This is a genomic window from Chromobacterium sp. Rain0013 (assembly GCF_015291765.1).
GTDB classification, from domain to species: domain Bacteria; phylum Pseudomonadota; class Gammaproteobacteria; order Burkholderiales; family Chromobacteriaceae; genus Chromobacterium; species Chromobacterium haemolyticum.
In genome coordinates, this window is the sequence record NZ_CP031514.1 from 2363617 (window position 1) to 2383793 (window position 20177).

The 20177-nt window shown below is 62.6% G+C and carries 13 protein-coding genes; 8 read left to right on the top strand and 5 right to left on the bottom strand.

The window, feature by feature from the left end:
- Nucleotides 1-28 precede the first annotated feature (28 nt).
- On the top strand, nt 29-6526 hold the full coding sequence (locus DXT74_RS11120) for a putative adhesin (RefSeq protein ID WP_194427953.1): 6498 nt from the start codon (nt 29-31) through the stop codon (nt 6524-6526).
- A 188-nt stretch (nt 6527-6714) separates the two neighbouring features.
- Here DXT74_RS11120 and DXT74_RS11125 read toward each other — a convergent pair whose 3' ends face one another.
- From DXT74_RS11125 to DXT74_RS11135, 3 genes are all read right to left on the bottom strand, one after another.
- Entirely contained in the window at nt 6715-7560 is an 846-nt protein-coding gene (locus DXT74_RS11125) for a family 16 glycosylhydrolase (RefSeq protein WP_194427954.1), read from the bottom strand.
- A 264-nt stretch (nt 7561-7824) separates the two neighbouring features.
- Nucleotides 7825-8313 carry a hypothetical protein gene (locus DXT74_RS11130; protein WP_194427955.1) on the bottom strand — a complete coding sequence of 163 codons (489 nt, stop codon included), beginning with the start codon at nt 8311-8313 and terminating at the stop codon, nt 7825-7827.
- 169 nt (nt 8314-8482) lie between these two features.
- Complete coding sequence (locus tag DXT74_RS11135; protein WP_194427956.1) at nt 8483-9388, bottom strand: LysR family transcriptional regulator; 906 nt, start codon at nt 9386-9388, stop codon at nt 8483-8485.
- Between the two features lie 241 nt (nt 9389-9629).
- On the opposite strand from DXT74_RS11135, the gene DXT74_RS11140 reads away from it, so the two are divergent.
- Nucleotides 9630-10808 carry an MFS transporter gene (locus DXT74_RS11140; RefSeq protein ID WP_196783860.1) on the top strand — a complete coding sequence of 393 codons (1179 nt, stop codon included), beginning with the start codon at nt 9630-9632 and terminating at the stop codon, nt 10806-10808.
- A 103-nt stretch (nt 10809-10911) separates the two neighbouring features.
- Here DXT74_RS11140 and DXT74_RS11145 read toward each other — a convergent pair whose 3' ends face one another.
- Nucleotides 10912-11451, bottom strand: coding sequence for an inclusion body family protein (locus tag DXT74_RS11145; protein ID WP_194427957.1), 540 nt, complete (start codon nt 11449-11451; stop codon nt 10912-10914).
- Nucleotides 11452-11940: 489 nt separating this feature from the next.
- Between DXT74_RS11145 and DXT74_RS11150 the strand changes: the two genes are divergently transcribed.
- From DXT74_RS11150 to DXT74_RS11165, 4 genes are all read left to right on the top strand, one after another.
- Entirely contained in the window at nt 11941-13377 is a 1437-nt protein-coding gene (locus DXT74_RS11150) for a PhoPQ-activated protein PqaA family protein (RefSeq protein WP_194427958.1), read from the top strand.
- Nucleotides 13378-13532: 155 nt separating this feature from the next.
- Nucleotides 13533-14150, top strand: a complete 618-nt coding sequence (locus DXT74_RS11155; RefSeq protein WP_304489259.1) for a transcriptional regulator — start codon at nt 13533-13535, stop codon at nt 14148-14150.
- Nucleotides 14147-15112, top strand: a complete 966-nt coding sequence (locus DXT74_RS11160; RefSeq protein ID WP_231138315.1) for a threonine/serine dehydratase — start codon at nt 14147-14149, stop codon at nt 15110-15112. Before DXT74_RS11155 ends, DXT74_RS11160 begins: the two co-directional genes overlap by 4 nt.
- Nucleotides 15109-16053 (top strand): ornithine cyclodeaminase family protein, encoded by a 945-nt coding sequence (locus tag DXT74_RS11165; RefSeq protein ID WP_194427959.1) that lies wholly within the window; start codon nt 15109-15111, stop codon nt 16051-16053. Before DXT74_RS11160 ends, DXT74_RS11165 begins: the two co-directional genes overlap by 4 nt.
- A gap of 81 nt (nt 16054-16134) precedes the next feature.
- Here DXT74_RS11165 and DXT74_RS11170 read toward each other — a convergent pair whose 3' ends face one another.
- Nucleotides 16135-17397, bottom strand: a complete 1263-nt coding sequence (locus DXT74_RS11170) for a hypothetical protein (RefSeq protein WP_194427960.1) — start codon at nt 17395-17397, stop codon at nt 16135-16137.
- 223 nt (nt 17398-17620) lie between these two features.
- Here DXT74_RS11170 and DXT74_RS11175 point away from each other — a divergent pair, with 223 nt between their 5' ends.
- A complete protein-coding gene (locus DXT74_RS11175; RefSeq protein ID WP_194427961.1) occupies nt 17621-18640 on the top strand; it encodes a low specificity L-threonine aldolase in 1020 nt (339 codons plus the stop codon).
- Between the two features lie 261 nt (nt 18641-18901).
- Nucleotides 18902-20095 carry a serine hydrolase gene (locus tag DXT74_RS11180; RefSeq protein WP_194427962.1) on the top strand — a complete coding sequence of 398 codons (1194 nt, stop codon included), beginning with the start codon at nt 18902-18904 and terminating at the stop codon, nt 20093-20095.
- Nucleotides 20096-20177: the final 82 nt, after the last annotated feature.

The window sequence follows — 20177 nt, forward strand, 5'->3', positions numbered from 1 at the left end:
CTTATCCGCGATCCGAAAGCCTGCAAATATGATGATTTCCTCCAAGCTGTCGCGCCTGGCCGCGTCTCAAAGTCTGGTTCATGCCCAGGGCCCGGCCGAAGCCCCGCAGGGTAAAACCACCTTGGCTTACTATCCCTCGCTGCTGCGTGAAACGGAAAAACTGCGCGATATCCGCCAATGGGACCATGACAGCGCCGCACTGCTCAAAATGGCGGCTGGAAAACTGCATTCGGAACAGCAGCCGCTGTCCCCACATTGGGATAACGACCGAATGCTGGCGGAGCTGAACACTTACGATTGGCGGAGCGGGGGACAGGGCGCGCCGGCGTATTTGCAGCAGTTCGCCCAAAAGGTGATTCAGGAAGTGGAGTTGCACCCGCAAGCCTATCTGGCGGCTTTTCCCTGTGCGGACGAGACGGCGCCGTCAGAACCCCGGCCTAGCCTGGCCGTGGCCGGCATGCTGTCGGACATGTCGAGGAATGTCATTCACAAGGTGCTTGAAAAACTCATCCTCGAGGCGATCCCGCTGCCGCAACTTCGCGCGTTCAAGGACAGCTACCAAGAGTTGCGTGAGATCTGCAAGGGCAATTACAGCCCTCAGCGCAAATTGGAAGAACTGGCTGCGGCGCTGGACCGGCTTGGCCGGCAGTTGGCCAGCGGTAAAGGCGCGGGGGCTCAGGAAGGCCGGAAATTGAAAGCCTATCTCGACGCCGTGGGGCCTTGGTTGAAAAGCGCCAGCGGGCAGTGGGCGTCATTGGAGCACAGCTTGTTGGAGTTGAAGGATCAGCCTTCCGTGCTGGGCAGGACTTTGGAACTGACGGCCGCCGCGGAGAAGCTTTTGACAGATCCGCAGTTGAAGCGAGCGCTGGATGGAGATTGGCTGGACGGCATGGCCCAGAGCCTGGGCGCGGTGAGGCAGACCCTGGGCCAGGTGCGGTTGTGGCAAGCCCTGCCCCAGGAGGCTGGTTTGGGCGATTACCTGGGGATTCTGACGGACAATCCGCTGCTGGAACAGCAGCTCGCCCCATCTTTACTGAGCTTGGGCAAGGCGCTGGCTCAGACGCAAAAGACCGTGCCTTATCCGGTCAATGGGTCGCTTGCGGAGCGATTGGGCTGGTTGGCCGAAACCCTGGCCCGACCGGAACTGCGGGAGTCGTTGCGACCGCATCTGGAAATGTTGCTGGGCGGCTCCGCTCAGGCGGAGCAATTGCTGGCGGCCTTTCAGTTTGCCGATCAACTGGGCCGCTGCCCGGCGGACAGCGGCTTGGGCGAACAGGCATTGTGGCTGTTGAGCGCTTTGGGCCAAGCCAGCTCGGAGAGTCCGGCATGGTCTTGGACCCGCCAGTTTCAGAGCGCGCTGGGTGCGGATGCGGACACGGTCGCCTTGTTGAATCGCCTGCTGACGTTGAACCAGAGTCCGGAATCCTGGGCGTTGTTGATGCGGGATCTTGGCAAGGCCGCCGCGCCCAGCCTAGGCCTTTGGGCCGGCGCTCATATCGCCGGCCGCTGGTTGCCGGCTCATGCGGCGCAGGAGCTGGAAAAGTTCTACCGCGAAAGTTCGGCTTCCGAAAGCTGGGGCGGCATGTTTCAGCGCATGGCCGGCAGCTTCGTGGCGGTGGCAAAACCTTATCTGGTGGAAAAGCTGATGGGCGATCCGTTGGCCGCGGCCACCGTGCAGTATGCGGAAGCCCTGCAAAACCACACGAGTTGGGAGCAGACGCTGCAATGGTTTGTCGCCCATGATCAAAGCCAGAACCAGACCCTGCAGTTCGCCTACAGCCAATACCTGAACGCCAGGCTGGCTTATCAGGTTTGCCTGGCCTTCAACAGCCAGGACCCGGTGGAAACCGAGGACCGCTTGCGGCTGCTGGCGCGCCAGCTCAAGGATTATCAGGTGGTGCGGCATTATCCACAGTTGGAAAAACTGGTGGATCTGATTCCCTTGCTGCCGGCGTTGAGAGAGGCCGGTCAAACCGTGGGGGCGCAGCCGGTTGCCGACTCCTGGCTGGCCTGGGGCAATCAATGGCTGGACGCGCTGGCCGACAGTAAGAGCGAGAGTGTGCGGGACTTGCGCGAACAACTATCCCGGCGCATGGAAAACTGGCTGGCGGACGCCGTCATGTCCGCTTGCGATGCGTTGGTGCAGCAGCCCTGGAGTCTGCTGCCCGGCGTCGACGCTGCCAGCGCCGCGCGGCCGGCCACCGCGCAGCCGGCCGCGCCGTCCTGGCTGGCCGCCAATTGGCAATTGGCCGGCGGCATCAGCCTGGAAGCCCTGGGCTTGGCCGCCGTGGGCTATGCCTTGTGGCGCGCGCGTCAGGACGCGCCAGCACCGTTGCCGGCGGAGATAGAGCTGAAGGAAATACTGGTGCATTCTGCCCCGGTAGCGCCTCAGGACGAAAGTAGTCCGTTCCAGCCGCCCGTGGCCGAGCAGGCGCCGGCAACCGGCGGATCCGCGTTATGGGAACAGAAAGCGCCGCTTCTGCTTGGCATTGCCGCCATGGCCGCGGGCGGGGCCTTGCTTTATGGCTGGGCGCGCCAAGACGGGGCGCGGCCAAACCCGGCCAACGACGAAGCCTTGCGGCTGGCGCATGAAATCATCACGCAGCTGGATGTGGATGATCTCCATTTTGTGTTTGATCAACCGCAGTTCGCCGTGGAGCTGGAAGGGGAAGAAGGGGGCCCTCTGCACCGGGCGGCCAGGAGTTTGCCAAGTGAAAAAGTAGACGATGAGGAGGACTTGCCGTTTCAGATTGATCAGGTGCTGCACAATCTGGACATGAGCAGGGCGATCCGCACCGAGTTCAACCGCCTTTTCGAAAAGGCGGATCAGGCCGGCGAAGTACGGGAGCTGCCTCCGGGTAAAGAGCGCGATATCCGGAGGCTGCTCAAGACCATCGAGCTGACTAGCGCTTTCATAGACGACATCAAGGACAAGCCTAGCCTCAACGAGTTTCGCGAGTTTGGCCAAGTCATCTTGAAAGACTTGTCCGCGCTTGCCGACGCTCAGACGGATGATTTGAGCAAATCCATCGTTGAGCGTTACCGACAGGGCTTCGCCGTGCAAAGCGCTCAGTTGACAGGAGCGGCCGCACCGACCGACGCGCCGCCAAGCACCGACCAAGCGCTGGCGCAAGCGTTTCAGCTTCAGGGCGAGCAAAGCCTGGAGCGGGTGGAGCGGCTGTATCAGCCGATACTGAATCCCGCCTCATATATTGACGACTATATCCGCAAGGGGATCAGCGCCTTTGAACAGCGCAAGGGAAGCAAGACGCAGTTGCGGCCGGATAGCAGGATACGGGTCGATTACTATCCCAGAGTCCATCCCAACCCTAATTTGCAAGGCCCGAAAGCGCCGCTGCCCGCCAGCCGCTACTTTACGCTAACGGAAATCGTCACCGGCCAGTACCTGTATGAAAGCAAACGCCTGAAGGACTCCTCAGGACGAGAATACCGCGTGACCGGCATGCAGCATCAGGAACTAGTGGATGCGCTGACTAAGGACAATCTGCAGTCAGCCATGGAGCGCGAGCTCAAGATCTATCGGGACCAGCCGGGCAACGCCGTCGGCATGAAATCGTTTTACCAGGACATGATCAATGTGCGCTGCCTGGAATATCTGAGCCGCGGCCACCAGGCGCCGCTGCACGCGCAGGCGGTGAAGAACTTTCTGGAGGGCAAGATTCAGGCCCAGGCGGTGTCCTTCCACGGCACGACGCTGAACGGGGTATTCATGATCCCGGCCGGCCCGGCCGGCGGTGTCATGTTCAGCGTGGATGACGACAAGTTTTTCCATATTGGCAGTAGCCGGCACAAGTATTGGGAGCGGGGCGAGAAGGTTGAATTACTGCCGGTCTTCCCGCAAACCAAGACGTTCAAAGACTGGGTGTTCAGCAAGATGCCCTCTTATGAGGTCATGAAGCAGGAAAAAGACGAAAACGCTTTCAAGTATCGGACCAGCAATTTGGTAGGCCTCGGGCCATTAGCGGGGCGGCAATTCATCAATAAAGTGGTTGAGCGGCCCTTCTCCTTCACTCCGAGCCAGGGCAGGGAGCAACTGGCCGATCAACTGTACAACGGCCTCATGGAGCGGCTGGAATCGGATATCGACACCCTGGTGTTCAGCTATCCGGAACAGATCACCGAAGCCGCGCTGGAAGTTGCCAAGAAAATCCTCACCATCGGCTCCATTGGGCTGGCGGTGGCCATCCCCGGCACCGGCTCGGTCTTGGCTCGTCTCAGCCTATTCATGGCGTCGCTGGCTTTGGACGCGGCCTATGTCGGCGCCAGCGCCGTGCAAGCCCATATGTCGGACCGGCCTGATCAGGCGGAAGCCTTCCGCACCGAAGCCATCATTGCCGGGGTACTGGGCGGCGTGGGCGCGGTGGCGGGCGGCGCGCCGCTGATTTCACAAGGCGTCAAGGCGGCGTACTCGGTAAAAAACGTGAATCAGGCCATCACGCTCTACCGCCAGGCCAAGGCCGTGTCGCGCCGGGTCATACCCTCCGTGCTCAGTGAAATGAACTGGAGCCGCTTGGCGGACCCGCGCAAGGTGGATCTACTGGTCAATACCATGCAGGAAGGCGCGCAAGCGCGCGATCTGGCGAAATTGACCAACCGCGAGACGGTACGGCAATCCATACGCAACAACTTGTTGCGAGATTTCGAAGGCCAGCAAAAAACCCGCTTCGCCTGGGGAGACTTCGCCACGGAACAGGCCAAGGTTCAGCGGAGGCTGGATTCGGACTTGGCCCGTTTGAGCGACGTCAACGGCCATATGCGCCAACTGCTGGATCACCCGCCGGCCGTGCCTCGTCAGCCGATGCCCGGTGTGCCGGAAGAAGCGGCTGCGGGCTGGATTGCCGGCAATAGCCGCTCCGCCAAGACCGCGGCGGAAGCTCAGGAACTAAAAACCAGAATTCAGAGCGCGCTGGAGGGGCACCGCGAGGCGGATTTACTGGATGTTCGCACCATGGAAAGCCTCCACAACGCCGTTTACAAGCCGGCTGCCGGGCAATTGCCACGGGCGTTTCGTTCCAGCAGCGATCCCGTCTTCATGGGCTCGGACATCGCGCGTTCCGGCTTTGAAAAAGCGTTGGCCCAGATTGAGGCCAAAAGCGTGGCGGGCCAAGTGGACCTGGCAGACGCCCTATATGCGGCCGTAGTGCGCTATCACCCGTTTGGCGACGGCAACGGGAGAACCGCGCGCGCCATTTACGCCTTGGCCAGGCTGCAAAAAGGGGAACGTCCTTTCATGGCCTTGAACAAGCAGGCCGAGGACATCCTGAATCCGCCGGGACCGCTTGGCCTTCCGCGCCCAGGGCCTTCCGGCGTTCAAGCGCCGGCCAAAGCCGGAAGCGGGGTCAAGGCGGCTGAGCGCGCCCTGTCCCCGGGGCCGGTCAAGCCCAAGCTGAAAGACTACGCGGACAAGGCTGAATTTGAGGAAGCCATGAAAAAATACCTGGCGGAAAAAGGCACGCTCCAGCGCATGGAAGCCGCCGGCTCGAGTTTCGACGACCTGGCCAGCCGGCGCCGGAAAGCCGTGGGCCAGCTGGAGCAGTTACAAAGCAGTCACCCAGCATTGTTTAAAAAACTGCGCACCGATTCCGGCGCCAATTTCACGCTGACTTCCATTGACGGAGACCCGGCCGAAACGCTGGTGCTTAGCGCTCACGGCTGGTACACGCGGGACAGCCGCAACGCTTTGCTGCCGGCAGGCAAGGATCTGGTGTTTCTGGGGCCGCACGGCCAGGTGTTGCTGGAGCCGCCTAGTTCGGCCGCTTTTCTGCCCACGCAGAAATTGCTGGACGGCGCGGAATACCCGGCCATTTACGCGCGGCTGCGAAATAAGGGAGATGTAGGGCAGGGTTACTCCGCCTTCACCGAAATGAACGCGGGGGTGGCCAAGGAAAACTGGGTCAAGAACTACCACATCAAGCACTACGAAAAGATGCCGGAGGAAGAAGCGCGGCTCGCGGTTTTGAACAACCGCGTCAGCGGCAGCGAGAGCAAGATGGACTTGCTCACCGTCAGCGATCTGGCCGGGAACAAGAAAACCCTGAAAGACCTGCTGGAGGAAATGAAGCCGGGCGGCCGCTACAGCCAGTATAAGCAGCTGGTGTTCGCCGCCTGCCGTGAGGAAAAAGCGCCCGGCACGTTGCTATCGCTTAAAACCGGATTGGGTGAGGGCTATGAAGTTAAGTTCACCAAGACGCCGCTACAGGGGCAAGACGCGCCGCGCCAGCGGCGCGACGTGGGGACGGCGCCGCAGGATGGGGATGAAACGCCTTTCGATGGTTACTGGGTCTATGAGGCGGTCACGCTGACGCCCAACGGAGACGGCGTCCGCGTCCAGCGCGAGATACGCGAGATACTACCCTATGTGCTGACGCGGCGGCCGGAGCCGTCCGCCGCCAGGTCGGCGCCGCTCAAGCGGCCGGCGTCAAAAGGGATGGCGACCATCACGCGCGATGACATCATCAAGTTCAAGGAGCGGCAGCGTCTGGCGGGCGCGGCCGGCAAGTCGTGAGCATTGGGTGGCATGCAAACAACAAGCCGCCCCTTGAGGGTGGTTGAACGCAATCGACATATCCATGGTTTTGATGGCCGAATCACGCTTCGAATTACATCGCAGCCCGCGGCGAGTTGCTGGATCAGTTGCTGCGCTAGCCGGAGTGCGCGCCGCGGGGTTGATGGTGCCGTGCTGCTTCCTGGACATCAAGGCAGCGGCGAGGCCGCCGATGCCGGCGCGCGGCGCGTTGGGCTTGTCGCCGCGTCCCGGTATACCCGCACGTAATCCACCACCATCTCTTGCGGCCAGCGCGTGGACGCGTCCGGCGCGCCGGCCCAGTCGCCGCCCACCGCCAGGTTGAGCACGATGAAGGCAGGCTCTTGCAGGGCGCTCCAGCCGTCGCCGCCGTCGGTCTTCATCGCCACCGTCTGATAGAGCCGGCCGTCGACGAAGTAGCGGATTGCCGCCGGCGACCACTCCACGGCGAAATCGTGGAAGCGGTCGTTGAACCAGCCCAGGTCCGACGTGACGTAGGAGGCCGACGCCGTTTGCACCGTTCCGGCCGGCGCGCCGGGTTTGGGCCGGTGCGCGCTGCCCCAGACGGTGGCGTTTTCCGCGCCGGCTTCGCTGCCCACCATTTCCAGGATGTCGATCTCGCCGTAATGCTCGGGTTGATCCCATTGCTGGTTCAGCATCCAGAAAGCTGGAAACATGCCCTGGCCATAGGGCAGCTTGATGCGCGCTTCTATCCGTCCGTAGCGCCAGGCGACCTGGCTGCGCATGCGCGCCGAGGTGTAGTCGCGGCCGCCGTAAGCCTGCCGCCGAGCGGCGATATGCAAGGCGCCGTCCCGTACCGTTACATTGTCCCCGGCGGTGTAATACTGCAGCTCATGCAGGCCCCAGGGGCCGGGGCCGGATTCTAGCCGCCACTTGGCGCTGTCCAGCGCCGTGCCGTTGAACTCGTCCTGCCATGCCAACTGCCAATTGGCCGCCGCGGCGCTGCCGCCCAGCAGCGCCATCCCGGCGGCGCATGTCGCCATCTTGTTTTTCATCGCTTGCCTCGAGAGAGAATGTCCGGCGCTCAGCATAGCCGGAAGCGGGAGCGGCCTGACGAGGCGGCGCTTGGCAGTTTTACCAAGCGCCGCGGAAACAGACGCGCTGTCGGAGAGTAGGGGCCTTTATCGGCCCGGCTTGAAGTTTTAAAAGCGGGCGGCTGTAAGTTATTGCGCCAACAGGGCATGGCGCGATTTATCGTTGAAGGTTAATGCATTGGTCATGGTGTGTGCCTGCGCTTTGGGACAGGCGGGCGGGTTGGCTTAGCTGCTTACGATGCGCCGCGGCCCGTCCGGGCTACCGTTCCCAGTCGCCCCCAGGCGAGGGCGGTCAGCGTCAGAATGGCGCTGGCTATCGCTTCGCGGTAGCCGTCGCTGCGCGCCTTGGCGTTGATGGAGCCGGGCAGGCCCCCGATGATGGCCACCTTGCTGCGCGGCTTCAAGGCCCGCAGCACATAGTTTCCCACCGCGCGCGCGCTGCTGAAATTGCTGGGACCGACAAAGGGAATGCCACACGCCGTGGCTGGCCAGCGCCCGGTTGTCCAGTTTGTTGTCCAGATTGATCACCAGCAGGCCGCTTCGCACCGCCTTGATCAGCGCCGGGATGATGGCGCCGGAGTCCGCCGGCGTGATCAGCAGGATCTGCGCGCACCGGTCGTCATCACGCTGAAGAAGGGGGTTTTTCAGCGATTTGAGCACCAGAGTCACCGCGGGTTTCGTCGCGGCCGCCGCCAGCCGGGGCCAGGCCAGCATGCATCAGGGATGCCAATAGAAAGTCGCGCCGCCGCATAACTCCCCCCCCCCCCGCCCGATCAAGGCCGAATGGAAACAAGGCATTCATCGTTGTGCGGTACTTGCGCTGCGCCCGGAGCCGACGCGGGGCATGGCTTCTTTTGCGCGCCGCGCAGCGGTGGGCGGTGGGCTAACCGGGCTTCAGCGCGGCGTCAATCTTGATGCCGTCGAAGAAATCGATAAACGCCTTGTGGCGGGCGGTTTCTCTTTTATTGCGCGACCAGAGTACGCTGACGGGGATGTCGCCGTTGGCGAGTTGCGGCAGGACCAGCGTCAGCTTTCCTTCGCGCAATTCCCTGGCGATGGAGATGTCGGGAAGGTAGGCGATGCCTAGGCCCTTGAGCGCGAAGTGTTTTCTGGCTTCTATGCTATTGCACACCAAGGAGGGCGGTAGCTGTATGGTGTCGTCGTGGCCAAGATGCCAGGCCTCCACCTTGCCGGTATTGGGGGAGCGGTAATGCAGGCATTTGTGCCGCAATAAGTCGCCGATATCCCGCGGAGCGCCGTGCTGGGCCAAATAGGCCTCGGAGGCCACCATCACTCTGCGGAAACTGCCCAGTCTGATCGCTTTGACCGCCTTGAGCGCGTGGTCGCCGTCCGCGCCGGTTCTCAGCGCAAAATCAAAACCGTCCTCGATGATATCGACCAGCTTGTCCGAATAATCCAGTTCCAGCTCGATGTCGGGGTAGAGCGAATTGAATTGCGCAAAGTGATCCAGGAACACATCGCTGATGGGTGGCAGGCTGATGCGGAGTTTGCCCTTGGCTTGGGTCAGGCTTGCGCCGAGTTCATGTTGGATGCTGTCCAGCTCTTGTAGCAGGCCCAAGGCCCGCTCCAGTAAGTGCCTGCCCTCGGCGGTGAGGGTGATGCTTCGGGTAGTGCGCTTGAACAGCGTCACCTGCAGCCGGGCTTCCATGCGGCTGATGCGCTTGCCGACGGCGGAGGCGGAAACCCCCATTTGTTTGCCGGCCATGACAAAGCTGCGCAGTTCCGCCACTTGAACGAACAAGGCCAGGTCCTGGATTGAACTGAGCATTTTCACGTCTTTCCGGACAAAAGTGTCCATGCAATCTGGAGCGGGGGCTCACTTTATCGGGGATGTCAAACGCATTAGAGTTTGGATTCGGACTTTAACACAGCAGGCCGCCATGCAGCGTACGGGGGCAAGCCGGCGTTTTTACTGGAACGCAGTATGGCGGCGCGGCTCCCCGGACCATGATGCCCGCTTTTTGGCTTTGCGGCGGTGCGGCCTCGCCGAATTTGATTCTGGAGAAGCGATGAATGCAGGCAGCTTGATGAACATGCCCTTGTTGGCTCTGGCGATTTCGGCTTTTGCCATTGGCACCGCCGAATTCGTGGTGATGGGCCTCTTGCCGGAAATCGCCGGCGATATGGCGATTTCAATTCCCGAAAGTGGGCACCTGGTTTCCGGCTATGCGTTGGGCGTGGTGATAGGCGGGCCCGTGGTTGGCATGGCGATCCGCTCCGCCCGCGAAAAGAGCGCGCTGATTGCGCTGATGTTGATGTTTGTCGCCGGTAATGCAGGCTGCCTGTTGGCCCCCGGTTTCGGCTGGCTGATGCTGGCTCGAGTGTTCACCGCGCTCAGCCACGCCTCCTTCATCGGCACCGCGGCGGTACTGGCCTCGCGGCTGGCCCCGCCGGGCAAGGAGGCTCAGGCAATGGTATTGATGCTGAGCGGCATGACCCTGGCTAATGTGCTGGGCGTGCCCTTGGGCTCCTTGCTGGGGCAGCTGCATGGCTGGCGCGCCACTTTCCTGGCGGTAATGCTGCTGGGCCTGCTCGCCGCGGCTTTGATCGCCGGTTTCGTGCCGGCCGGGCGCGGCAGCCCGTCAGCGGTGGCCGGTGTCGGCTCGGACATGCGCCGACCGGTGGTCTGGCTGGGCCTGGCCACCAGCGTGATGGCGTCGGCCAGCATGTTCGCCTTCTTCACCTATATCGTGCCGGTGCTGCTGCAAGTGACTCATGTGGAAGCCAAGGTGGCCACGGCGGCGCTCTTCGTATGCGGCATCGGCATCACCATTGGGGGCTTGCTGGGCGGACGCCTGGCCGACTGGAACCTGGCCAAGGCGCTGACGAGGACGCTGCCGTGCCTGATCGCGGTGTTGATCGCGTTCTATTGGGCAAGCGCCAGCCTGTATCCGGCGCTGGCGTGCATGGCGCTGTGGGGCGGACTCTCTTTTGCGGTGGGCATGATGTTGCAGGCGCTGATCATCCGGGTGGCCGGCAATGCGGCCGGCTACGCGTCCACGCTGAACATCGGCGCTTTCAATCTGGGCAACGCCATCGGCGCCTGGCTGGGGGGGCGGGTGATAGAAACTGGCTGGGCCTTCAACGCCATCACGCTGCTGGCCGCCGCCTTGGCCGCCGTCACCCTGGCCATGGTCGTGGCCGTGCTGCGGACGGCGCGTCGGGCTCCGCGGCCGTTGTTGGTTTGAGGGCGGGAAATAAATGATTTAGGGGCAGAGGAGGCGGTTGGTTTGATTTCGGCAATCCGGGTGGCCATGTTGGCCCCCGGATTGGTTTTAGTGGCTGCCGAGCTTAGCCTTTAACTTCAATGGCGGGATCCCATTTGAAGTAGCCGTAAAGCGTTTGCGGTCCATTTTTAGGGCGATTGAATACGGCGAAATGCACTGTATAGTTTTCCGTGCCTTTACCTATGATTTCCGCACTCATGAACCAATACGCTTGGTCTTTGCTTTTGGGTGGGAACGGCTCTTTATTGCTGGCTGGGACGGCTGCTTCCTTGGTGTAAACCATGAATTTTGCGTCGCTCATAACTTCTTGACCGCTTTGGTGTTGAATTTTGTACACCATCACGCTGTTTTCGAAGTTGTTCGATTCGGAAACGCCGGCCCAGCGCACTCCATCTCCTACCGTGGCGCTTATTTTCAAATTTCCAGTGCCGGAACCGGTTATGGTGTTGCCCTTGGTGGCAACAAAATAAAATAAAGAGGTGTCGTTGACCATGGTGGGGCTTTGTTCCACCGTGCTGGGATTTTTGTACCGCTCAATAATGGCTTCGGTATCAACAATCATATTGATATATATAAAGCCGGAAGAAGAAAAAAGTTGTTCCATATCGCTGCTCCTTAAAATGGCAAAACTTGCCAAAAGGAAAGTGGATGGGTTGTTGCGTAGAGGAGGACTGAACACAGCTGTTTGTTTTTAGAAGTGTAAGTTTATTTTTACAAGGGAGCTTCAAAAAAACCATCCTAAATGCCAGTTTGGCGGGCCTGGTGAAAATCTCATTGTGGAGTTGCTTCGGCTGACTTATTGCGTATCCGGAGTTGCGCGTAAGCTTGGCTTTAGTTGCCTAGAAACTTGGTTGTGACACTCAGCCTTTGCATGGTTTGCGCTGATGTGTTTTGTTTTGAATGTAAGGCTGAATGGTTAGCCGCAATTAAATGGGAGGAGTGCGTGCATTGCGATGGTTTATTTATCAATGAGTTCGACCCGGCCGACTCGCCAAGCCACAAGGAAGGGGACGAGCGTGGTTTTTCTTGAGTTTTTGTACTAATTTGTTGCAAAATCTAGCATCCACTCTCTAACAATTAATACATTCCGCCGATGAACCGTTTCCTCCCCCTCGCGCTGCGCGCCTGCGCCGCGCTGTGCTTGTCATGGCCCGCCGTCGCGCCGGCCAAGCTCCTGCCAACCGATGAGTCGCCGGTGGTTTCCCAATATCTGCAACAGGCCAAGGCCAGCCAGCAGCCGGCCGAGCTGCTCAGCTCGGTGGTGGAGGACGGGGTGGAGGTGCGGATGTACCGTATGGTGTCGCAGCAGTGGCCGGGGGCCGGCAGCGGCATGACCAGCAATGCGCCGCTGTGGGAGCAGCAGTACAAACTAGCCTTGCCCATGAACCGAAAGCCTGGCACGCCGGTGTTGCTGTACGTCAACGGCGGCAGCAATCACGCGCAGCCGCCCAAGCTGCCGGACCGTTTGCCGGCGGAGGCGCTGGCGCGTGATCTGGGCGTGCCGGTGGCCGAGCTGTATTTCGTGCCCAATCAGGAACTGCAACTGGACGAGCAGCCCACTGGCCGTGAGGACGCGCTGGTGGCCTACACCTGGCGCAAGACGGTGGATCAGCCCCAAGCGGAACGCTTCAGCTCCCTGCACCTGCCGATGACGCAGGCGGTGAGTGCGACGATGGACGCCTTGCAGCGCAGCCTGCCGGGCAGCGAGCGTTTTGTGGTGGCCGGCGCGTCCAAGCGCGGCTGGGCCACCTGGCTGGCCGGCTTGAACGATAAGCGGGTGAGCGCCATCGTGCCCGTGGTGGCGGATTTCTGGAATGTGCGCGACAACTTTACCCATGTTTACAACAGCTACGGTCAGCAGTGGCCGGTGGCGCTGCGCGATTATCAGCGCAACGGCATCACCGAGGATGTGCTACAGGGCGGCGCCGGCCTGGACGCCTTGCTGCGTTTCGAGGACGTGGTCAATTACCGCGCTAGCATGGCGCGCTTGAGCAAGTACATGATTTCCGCCTCCGGCGACGATTTCGCGGTGCCGGATTCCGCCTGGAGCTATCTGCCGGCTTTCACCGGCCCCACGCAGCTGCGCTATCTGCCCAATCAGTCGCACTATGTGAAGGGTGATCAGATCGGCAAGGCCTTGCGGCAGTTCATGCGCCGCTGGCTGGCCGGCAAGCCCATGCCGCAGGCCCAGGTGGACGCGGACCCGGTCAGCGGCCGCTTGCGCGTCAGCGTGACGGGGCGGGAAGCGGGCAAGGCCACGTTGTGGCTGGCGCATAATCCCAAGAGCCGGGATTTCCGTTTCAATTCCGGCATCCGTTATCAGCCCAAGCCGATTGAGGGCCAGTGCCGCCGCGGCAGTTGTCGCTTCGAGTTCAAGCCGGACGCTTCGCTGCCGGGCTGGCAGGCTTACTTCATTGAGTTCGAGGGGCAGGATTTCGCTTGGAGCACGCCGCCGCTGGTGTGGCCGCACGTCTATCCCAACGGCGAGCCGGTGCCGTTTGGCGCGCCGCGTTTGCAATTGGGGCGCTGAAGGCGCTTGGGCGGGCGGTTTGACCGCCTGCGCCTGATCCCTAAGCCGGCTGAGCCGGCTTTTATTTTGCTCTTGTTTTGTATTTTTTAGTCCAAATTGGACTTTTTTGTTTACATTGTGGATTGTAAAGTCTACGATGGATTCATTGATCCAATGTGAGTGCCGCCATGCTGTCCCGCTACCAGTCCATCGCCGACGCCATCGCCACCTTGTTCTATCCCTACGCCGAGGTGGTGTTGCACGACCTGGCCACCCAGTCCGTGGCCTATATCGCCAACAATTTTTCCAAGCGCGAGCTGGGCGACGATTCCGGCCTGGACGAACTGGAAAACACGCCGGACGCGACGGTGATCGGCCCTTACGAAAAACTGAACTGGGACGGCCGCAAACTGCGATCCATCAGCGTGGTGCTGCGCGACGACGCCGCGGCCGCGATTGGAATGATGTGCGTGAACCTGGATATCTCGGTGTTCGAGGGCGCGCGGGCGGCGCTGGATCTATTCCTGTCCGGCAGCAAGCTGGTGGCGCAGCCGGCGGTGTTGTTCGAGGACGACTGGCAGGAACGCATCAACCGCTTTATCCACGGCTGGCTGCAACAGCGCCAGCTCAGCCTGTCCATTCTCAACCGCGAGCACAAGCGCGAGCTGGTGGAGGCGTTGCTGCACGAGGGTGCTTTTCGCGGCAAGAACGCCGCAAACTATGTGGCCAACGTGCTGGGCATGGGCCGCGCCACGGTTTTCAAGCATTTGAAAGAGCTAAAGGAGCAAGCATGAAACTGGATTCCCTGTTTGACGACATCGCCGCCGCCCACCAGGCCATCCGCCCGCAGGCGCCGGTCACGCCGTTGGAGCACAGCCCGGCCCTGTCCGCCTTGACCGGCTGCGAGGTGTATCTGAAGTGCGAGCATCTGCAGCGCACCGGCTCGTTCAAGTTCCGTGGCGCCAGCAACAAGCTGCGGCTGTTGGACCCGGCGGCGCGGCGGGACGGGGTGCTCGCCGCGTCCACCGGCAATCACGGCCAGGCGGTGGCGCTGGCCGGCCGCTTGTTGGGTGTGCCGGTGACGGTATACGCGCCGGTGTCCGCCGCCGCGGTGAAGCTGGACGCCATCCGCGCTTTGGGCGCGGACCTGGAGCTGGTGGACGGCGACGCGCTGGCGGCGGAGCTGGCCGCCGGGGACGCGGCGCGGCGGGCGGGCCTGCCGTTTGTGTCGCCCTACAACGATCTGGAAGTGGTGGCGGGTCAGGGTACGGTGGGCATGGAGCTGGCGGAGCAATGCCCGGAGCTGGACGCGGTTTTCGTCTCCGTGGGCGGCGGCGGGTTGATTTCCGGCATCGGCGCGGCCATGCGTCGTTTGGCGCCGGATGCGGAAATGGTGGGCTGCTGGCCGGAGACGGCTGCCACCATGCACGCCAGCCTGCAAGCCGGCCGCATCGTCGAGGTGGATGAGGGCGAGACTTTGTCCGACGGCACCGCAGGCGGGGTGGAGCCGGGCGCGGTGACTTTCGAGCTGTGCCAGGCCTTGATCCGCCGCTGCGCGCTGCTTAGCGAGGCGGACATCCGCGCGGCGCTGCGGCTGCTGGCGCAAACCGAGCGCTGGATGGTGGAGGGCGCGGCCGGGGTGGCGCTGGCGGGTTTGCTGCAATTGGCGCCACGTTATCAGGGCAAGAAGGTGGCGGTGGTGCTCTGCGGCCGCAATATTGTGCTGGACAAATTCCTGAGCGCGGTGGCGGCATGAGGACGCTGGACAAGGACGAGATTCTGGCGCGGCTGGATCTGGAGCGGGCGGAGGCGCTGCTGCGCCAGGGCTTCATCGCCTATTCCGCCGGGCGCACGCAGTTGCCGCCGGTACAGCATTTCGCTTTTGCCGAGGCCAACGGCGATTGCTGCGTGAAGTCCGGCTATGTGGAGGGCGAGAGCCTGTTCGCGGTCAAGGTGTCGTCCGGCTTTTACGATAATTCCAAGCGCGGCCTGCCCAGCAATCAGGGCCTGGTGCTGTGCTTCTGCGCCCGCACCGGCGCGCCGCTGGCATTGCTGCGGGACGAGGGCTGGCTCACCGCCTGGCGCACCGCGCTGGCCGGGAGGCTGGCGGCGCGGGTGTTGGCCCCAAGCCGGGTGGAGGCGATAGGGGTTGTCGGCACCGGTTTGCAGGCGCGCTTGCAATTGCGGGCGTTGCAGGCGGTCACGCCGTGCCGCGATGTGTGGGTGTGGGGACGTTCCGAGACGGAGTTGGCGGTGTTCGTCGCCGAGTTCGAGCCGCTGGGCTACCGGCTGCGGACCACGCTGGACGCGGAGCCGCTGGCGCGCGCCTGTCAACTGATCGTCACCTGCACGCCGTCCACCCGTCCCATTCTGCAAGCCGGCTGGTTGACGCCCGGCACCCACGTCACCGCGGTGGGCGCGGACGCCGCCGGCAAGCAGGAGCTGGTGGCGGAACTGGTGGCCGGGGCGGACCGCGTGGTGGTGGACTCCATCGCACAGTGCGCGGCTTACGGCGAGGTATCGCACGCGCTGGCCGCCGGCTTGCTGGTCCGCGAAAGCCTGGCGGAGCTGGGGCAGGTGCTAGCCGGCGAGCGGCCGGGCCGGCAAAGCGAGGATGAGATTACCTTGGCGGACCTGACCGGGCTGGCGGTGCAGGACGCGCAGATCGCCAAGTGCGTGCTGGAGGCCCAGGGCTGAAAACGCTGTTGACCGCCAACGGATTCACAGAGCGAGTTTCAACGCCGTATCGCCAACGCCCAGCAGACGATGAACAGGTTCTCAGGCCGCATGCGGGAAACCGTGCACCGGCCGTAGCGGCGGCCGGGCGTGGCCCCCTTGTTTTTGCGCCGCCATCAGGAAGCGGGTGTAGTTTTCCTTGCCTATCTGGCGGAAGTTGAATTTGACGGTGTCGGCAGAGAGCGCGACGCCGTCTTTGGCTTGCAGCCGGGCGACGATGTCGGCAATCACATTGTCCGCTTGCTGGCGCAAGACCGAACCAGGTTCTTTTTTCAGCATCTCGTTCAGGGTGACGATGGCGGGCGCGTCCGCCAGCCCCATGGCGGACAGGGCGGCGGCGTGCTGGCCAAAGTGCCGCCAGACGATGGCCTGCGAGCCCAGCCTCAGCACGAATTTGAACGGAAAGCCGGTGCGGATGGAGAGCAGCACCGGGTCTATGCACACCAATTGTTCTATGGAGTTGACGCCCTCGGCCGCCAGCGTGGCGGAGATATTGGCGGTCACGCCTTCCAGCTGGATCAACTGGTCGTTTTCCTGAGCTTGTTCCTTGGCGTTCAGGTTTAGCGTCACCAGCCGGCGCAACAGCTTGAACAGGGTGTCCATCGGAAAGGCGCCGACGGCGAAGGCGGACACGGTCTGCGCGGAGGAAGCGGCTTCGGCAGACCCTGCGGCGCTGACGGCCGCGCCGATGGGAATGGCCAGCATCATGCGCAGCGCGTACCAGTACACGTCCGCCACGTTGAGGCTGCGCTTGCGCACGCTCAGCACCATATCGCTGACCACGAACAGATAGGCGCCGGCGATGGCGGCGCAGACGATCTGCGTGCTGAAGGGCGTGACCAGCTGTTCGTTGGCGGCGAGCAGGTAAAGCATGCTCATGCACAGGATGGCGATCAGCATCAGCGCCATCGGTGTGAGAAAGGCGGCGCGGCCGTAGTGCTCGCGGTAGATCTGCTCGAACAGTTGCTCGGCGGCGGTTTCCACTTCTTCGTTTTCCGGCAGCGGCCAGGTGTTCAACTGAGGGTGCTTGTCGGTGCGCGGCTGCCAGAATTGGCGCAGGTAATAGATCAGCGCGCCGTTGTTGAGGCGGTTGCGGAACTCCTCGTAGCGGGCGCCCCAGCCTATGACCAGAAAGCGTATCAAGGGCGCGGCCGCCAGAGCCGTGGTCAACAGGCCCAGCACGAAATGGCTGGCATGCTGGGAAAGGGAGAACGGTGGTTTTATCAGCCGCGGCAGCCAGTACAGCGCGGCGATGTCCAGCAATAGCAGGCCTATCCACAAGCTGTGATATTTCAGGTTTTTCATGGCGGCCTCGTTGGCTGGCGCTGTGGCTACCATGGTAGTTCCCCAGCGTAAAATCGCACTCCGTACGAATAACTAGCCGGCAGGTCGCCGCTGACCTTATCGAAAGTAGAGTTGAATCATTGCTGGACGCCCCCTAGCATCTGCCTCGCATTTCATCGGCATGCCAAGGCGCAGGCTTGCCCTCGCCGCATCCTCCAACCGACTTTCAGAAACGGGACCAGACATGCCGGACATCATCGATTTGAGAAGCGACACCTTGACGCGGATCTGCAAAAGCGATGTGGAGATGTTGGACTTCGCCAAGATCGGCGACGACTGCTACGGCGAAGACCGCTATGTGCGCGAGCTCGAGGCGTACTGCGCCGAGCTGTTCGGCAAGGAGGCGGCGCTGTTCATGCCCTCCGGCACCATGAGCAACCAGGTAGGGCTGCGCTGTCTGGCCGCGCCCGGAGACGAAGTCGTCACCGAGGTGGGCTATCACATCAACTTCTTCGAATCCTCTGCGGTCAGCGTCAACAGCGGTCTGGTGCTGAACCCCTACCATAGCGCGGACGGCATTCTCACCGCCGCCGATGCGCGCATCGCCATCCAGGCCAAGGCGCGCTGGTCCAAGCTCTATGCTGCGCCCAAGGTGGTGGCGATAGAAAGCAGCATTAACAGCTACGGCGGCATTGTTTATCCGGTGGAAGAGATGAGGCGCATGCGCGCGCTGTGCGACGAAATGGGCCTGAGCCTGTACCTGGACGGCGCGCGGGTGCTCAACGCCTGCACCCGGCTGGACATGCCGCCGGCGCGCTACGTGCAGCCGGCGGACATGCTGAACTTTTGCTTCTCCAAGGGCGTGGGCGCGCCGTTCGGCTCCATCCTGGCCGGCCCGGCGGAAAAAATAGAGGCAGCCAGGGTATTCCGAAAATGGCATGGCGGCTGTCTGCATCAGTCTGGCTTGATGGCCGGCGTGGCGCTGGACAAGATGGGGCACTGGCAGCGAGTGACGCAGCAGGACAACGACAATGCCGAATGGCTAGGGCGCAGGCTGGGCGAGGCGGCGCGGCTGAAATACCCGGTGGAGACCAATATGGTGTTCATCGAGGCGACGGACGCCAAGGGCGTTGCGGCGCGGTTGGCCGCGCGGGGCGTGCTGGCGCTGGCCTGGAAACCGGACCTGCTGCGCTTCACTTGCAGCAGCCTGGTGACGAGGTGGGAGCTGGGGCGAGCGGCTGACATCATACGCGTCAGCCTGTGAGAGCCGGTTCAACATCCGCTGCGCTTTGTGAGACGTGGCACGGTGAGTGCCGCGTTCGAAATGCTCATGTACCCCTCGCGCATTTTACTCTCTCGCTTGTTTTCGCCTTGTCTCGCTCCGGCTCGCGAGACTTTGGACAGGTGCTGACCGCCGGCTTCCCAATCCGGACAATTCGTCACGACAGAGCGGAGCGTTGTCCGCTTTTTCCCGGCGCGGCGATCGCTTATTGTTGACCGCTGTTTTGCAGCCAAAGGATGCGATATGTCGAATGTGGAATGCGGAGCGCGGCTAAGCCGCGCGGAGGCGGGCTTGGAAGCGCGGGTGGACGCGGTGCTGGAACAGGCATTGAGTGAACGGCGGCTGGTGGGGGCCGTGGTGCTGGCGGTCAAGGACGGCGCGCCAGTCTACCGCCGAGCCGCCGGCTGGGCGGACCGGGAGGCCGGCTTGCCGATGCGCGAGGATGCGCTGTTCCGGCTGGCTTCCGTCAGCAAACCCATTGTTTCCACGGCCGCGATGGTGCTGGCGGCTCGACAGCGGCTGGACCTGGACGAGGATATCGCCCGCTGGCTGCCGGCATTCCGGCCGCGGTTGGCGGACGGCTCGCCGGCGCGGATCACGCCTAGGCAATTGCTCAGCCATACCGCCGGCCTGGGCTATCGTTTTTTCGAAGCGGACGAGGATGGACCCTATGCCCGCGCCGGGGTATCCGACGGCATGGACGCCGACGGTCTTTCGCTGACGGAGAATCTGCGCCGCATCGCCAGCGTGCCGCTAATGTATCCGCCCGGCCAGTCCTGGGCGTATTCACTGGCCACCGATGTACTGGGCGCGCTGGTGGAGCGGGTGGCGGACGAGCCGCTGCCGCAGGCGGTGCGCCGCTGGGTCACCGTGCCGTTGGGCATGAACGACACCGATTTTTACGCGCTGGAGCCGCAGCGTCTGGCGGCGGTCTACGTCAACGGCGAAGCCGAGCCTTGGCGGATGGAACAACCGGCGACGGTGGCGCCGTTTGACGGCACGGTGGGCATACGCTTCGCGCCGGAACGGGCGCTGGACGCAGGCGCCTACCCGTCCGGCGGCGCCGGCATGGTGGGCAGCGCCGACGATTTCCTGCGCCTGCTGGAGGCGCTGAGCCAAGGCGGCGCGCCGCTGCTGCCGCCGAAGTGGGTGGAGGAGATGGCGCGCAATCACACCGGGTCGCTGGAGTTGCCGGAGATGTCCGGCTTTGGTTTCGGTCTTGGGTTTTCCGTGCTGAGGGATCCGGCCGCCGCCGCGTCGCCGGAATCGCCCGGCACCTGGCGCTGGGGAGGCGCTTACGGCCACTCCTGGTTTGTGGACCGCGCGCGCGGCCTAAGCGTGCTGGCCTTCACCAACACCTTGTACGAAGGCATGTCCGGGCGTTTCGTCGCCGATCTGCGCGACGCGGTGTACGGTGTGGAGCCGCTCTTGCAATAATTCAACCAAAAATGTAAATTTCAACTTAATGTTGAAATATTGCGGCCGGGCCGCGGTGTGGCAACCGTGATTCGGCCGTCGG

Bases quoted from the DNA above. Each gene is read 5' to 3' on its own strand.
- DXT74_RS11160 (WP_231138315.1), top strand. From the start codon at position 14,147: ATGAAACTGGATTCCCTGTTTGACGACATCGCCGCCGCCCACCAGGCC.
- DXT74_RS11140 (WP_196783860.1), top strand. From the start codon at position 9,630: ATGAATGCAGGCAGCTTGATGAACATGCCCTTGTTGGCTCTGGCGATT.
- DXT74_RS11145 (WP_194427957.1), bottom strand. From the start codon at position 11,451: ATGGAACAACTTTTTTCTTCTTCCGGCTTTATATATATCAATATGATT.
- DXT74_RS11130 (WP_194427955.1), bottom strand. From the start codon at position 8,313: ATGCTGGCCTGGCCCCGGCTGGCGGCGGCCGCGACGAAACCCGCGGTG.
- DXT74_RS11175 (WP_194427961.1), top strand. From the start codon at position 17,621: ATGCCGGACATCATCGATTTGAGAAGCGACACCTTGACGCGGATCTGC.
- DXT74_RS11120 (WP_194427953.1), top strand. From the start codon at position 29: ATGATGATTTCCTCCAAGCTGTCGCGCCTGGCCGCGTCTCAAAGTCTG.
- DXT74_RS11150 (WP_194427958.1), top strand. From the start codon at position 11,941: ATGAACCGTTTCCTCCCCCTCGCGCTGCGCGCCTGCGCCGCGCTGTGC.
- DXT74_RS11180 (WP_194427962.1), top strand. From the start codon at position 18,902: ATGTCGAATGTGGAATGCGGAGCGCGGCTAAGCCGCGCGGAGGCGGGC.
- DXT74_RS11135 (WP_194427956.1), bottom strand. From the start codon at position 9,388: ATGCTCAGTTCAATCCAGGACCTGGCCTTGTTCGTTCAAGTGGCGGAA.
- DXT74_RS11125 (WP_194427954.1), bottom strand. From the start codon at position 7,560: ATGAAAAACAAGATGGCGACATGCGCCGCCGGGATGGCGCTGCTGGGC.
- DXT74_RS11170 (WP_194427960.1), bottom strand. From the start codon at position 17,397: ATGAAAAACCTGAAATATCACAGCTTGTGGATAGGCCTGCTATTGCTG.
- DXT74_RS11165 (WP_194427959.1), top strand. From the start codon at position 15,109: ATGAGGACGCTGGACAAGGACGAGATTCTGGCGCGGCTGGATCTGGAG.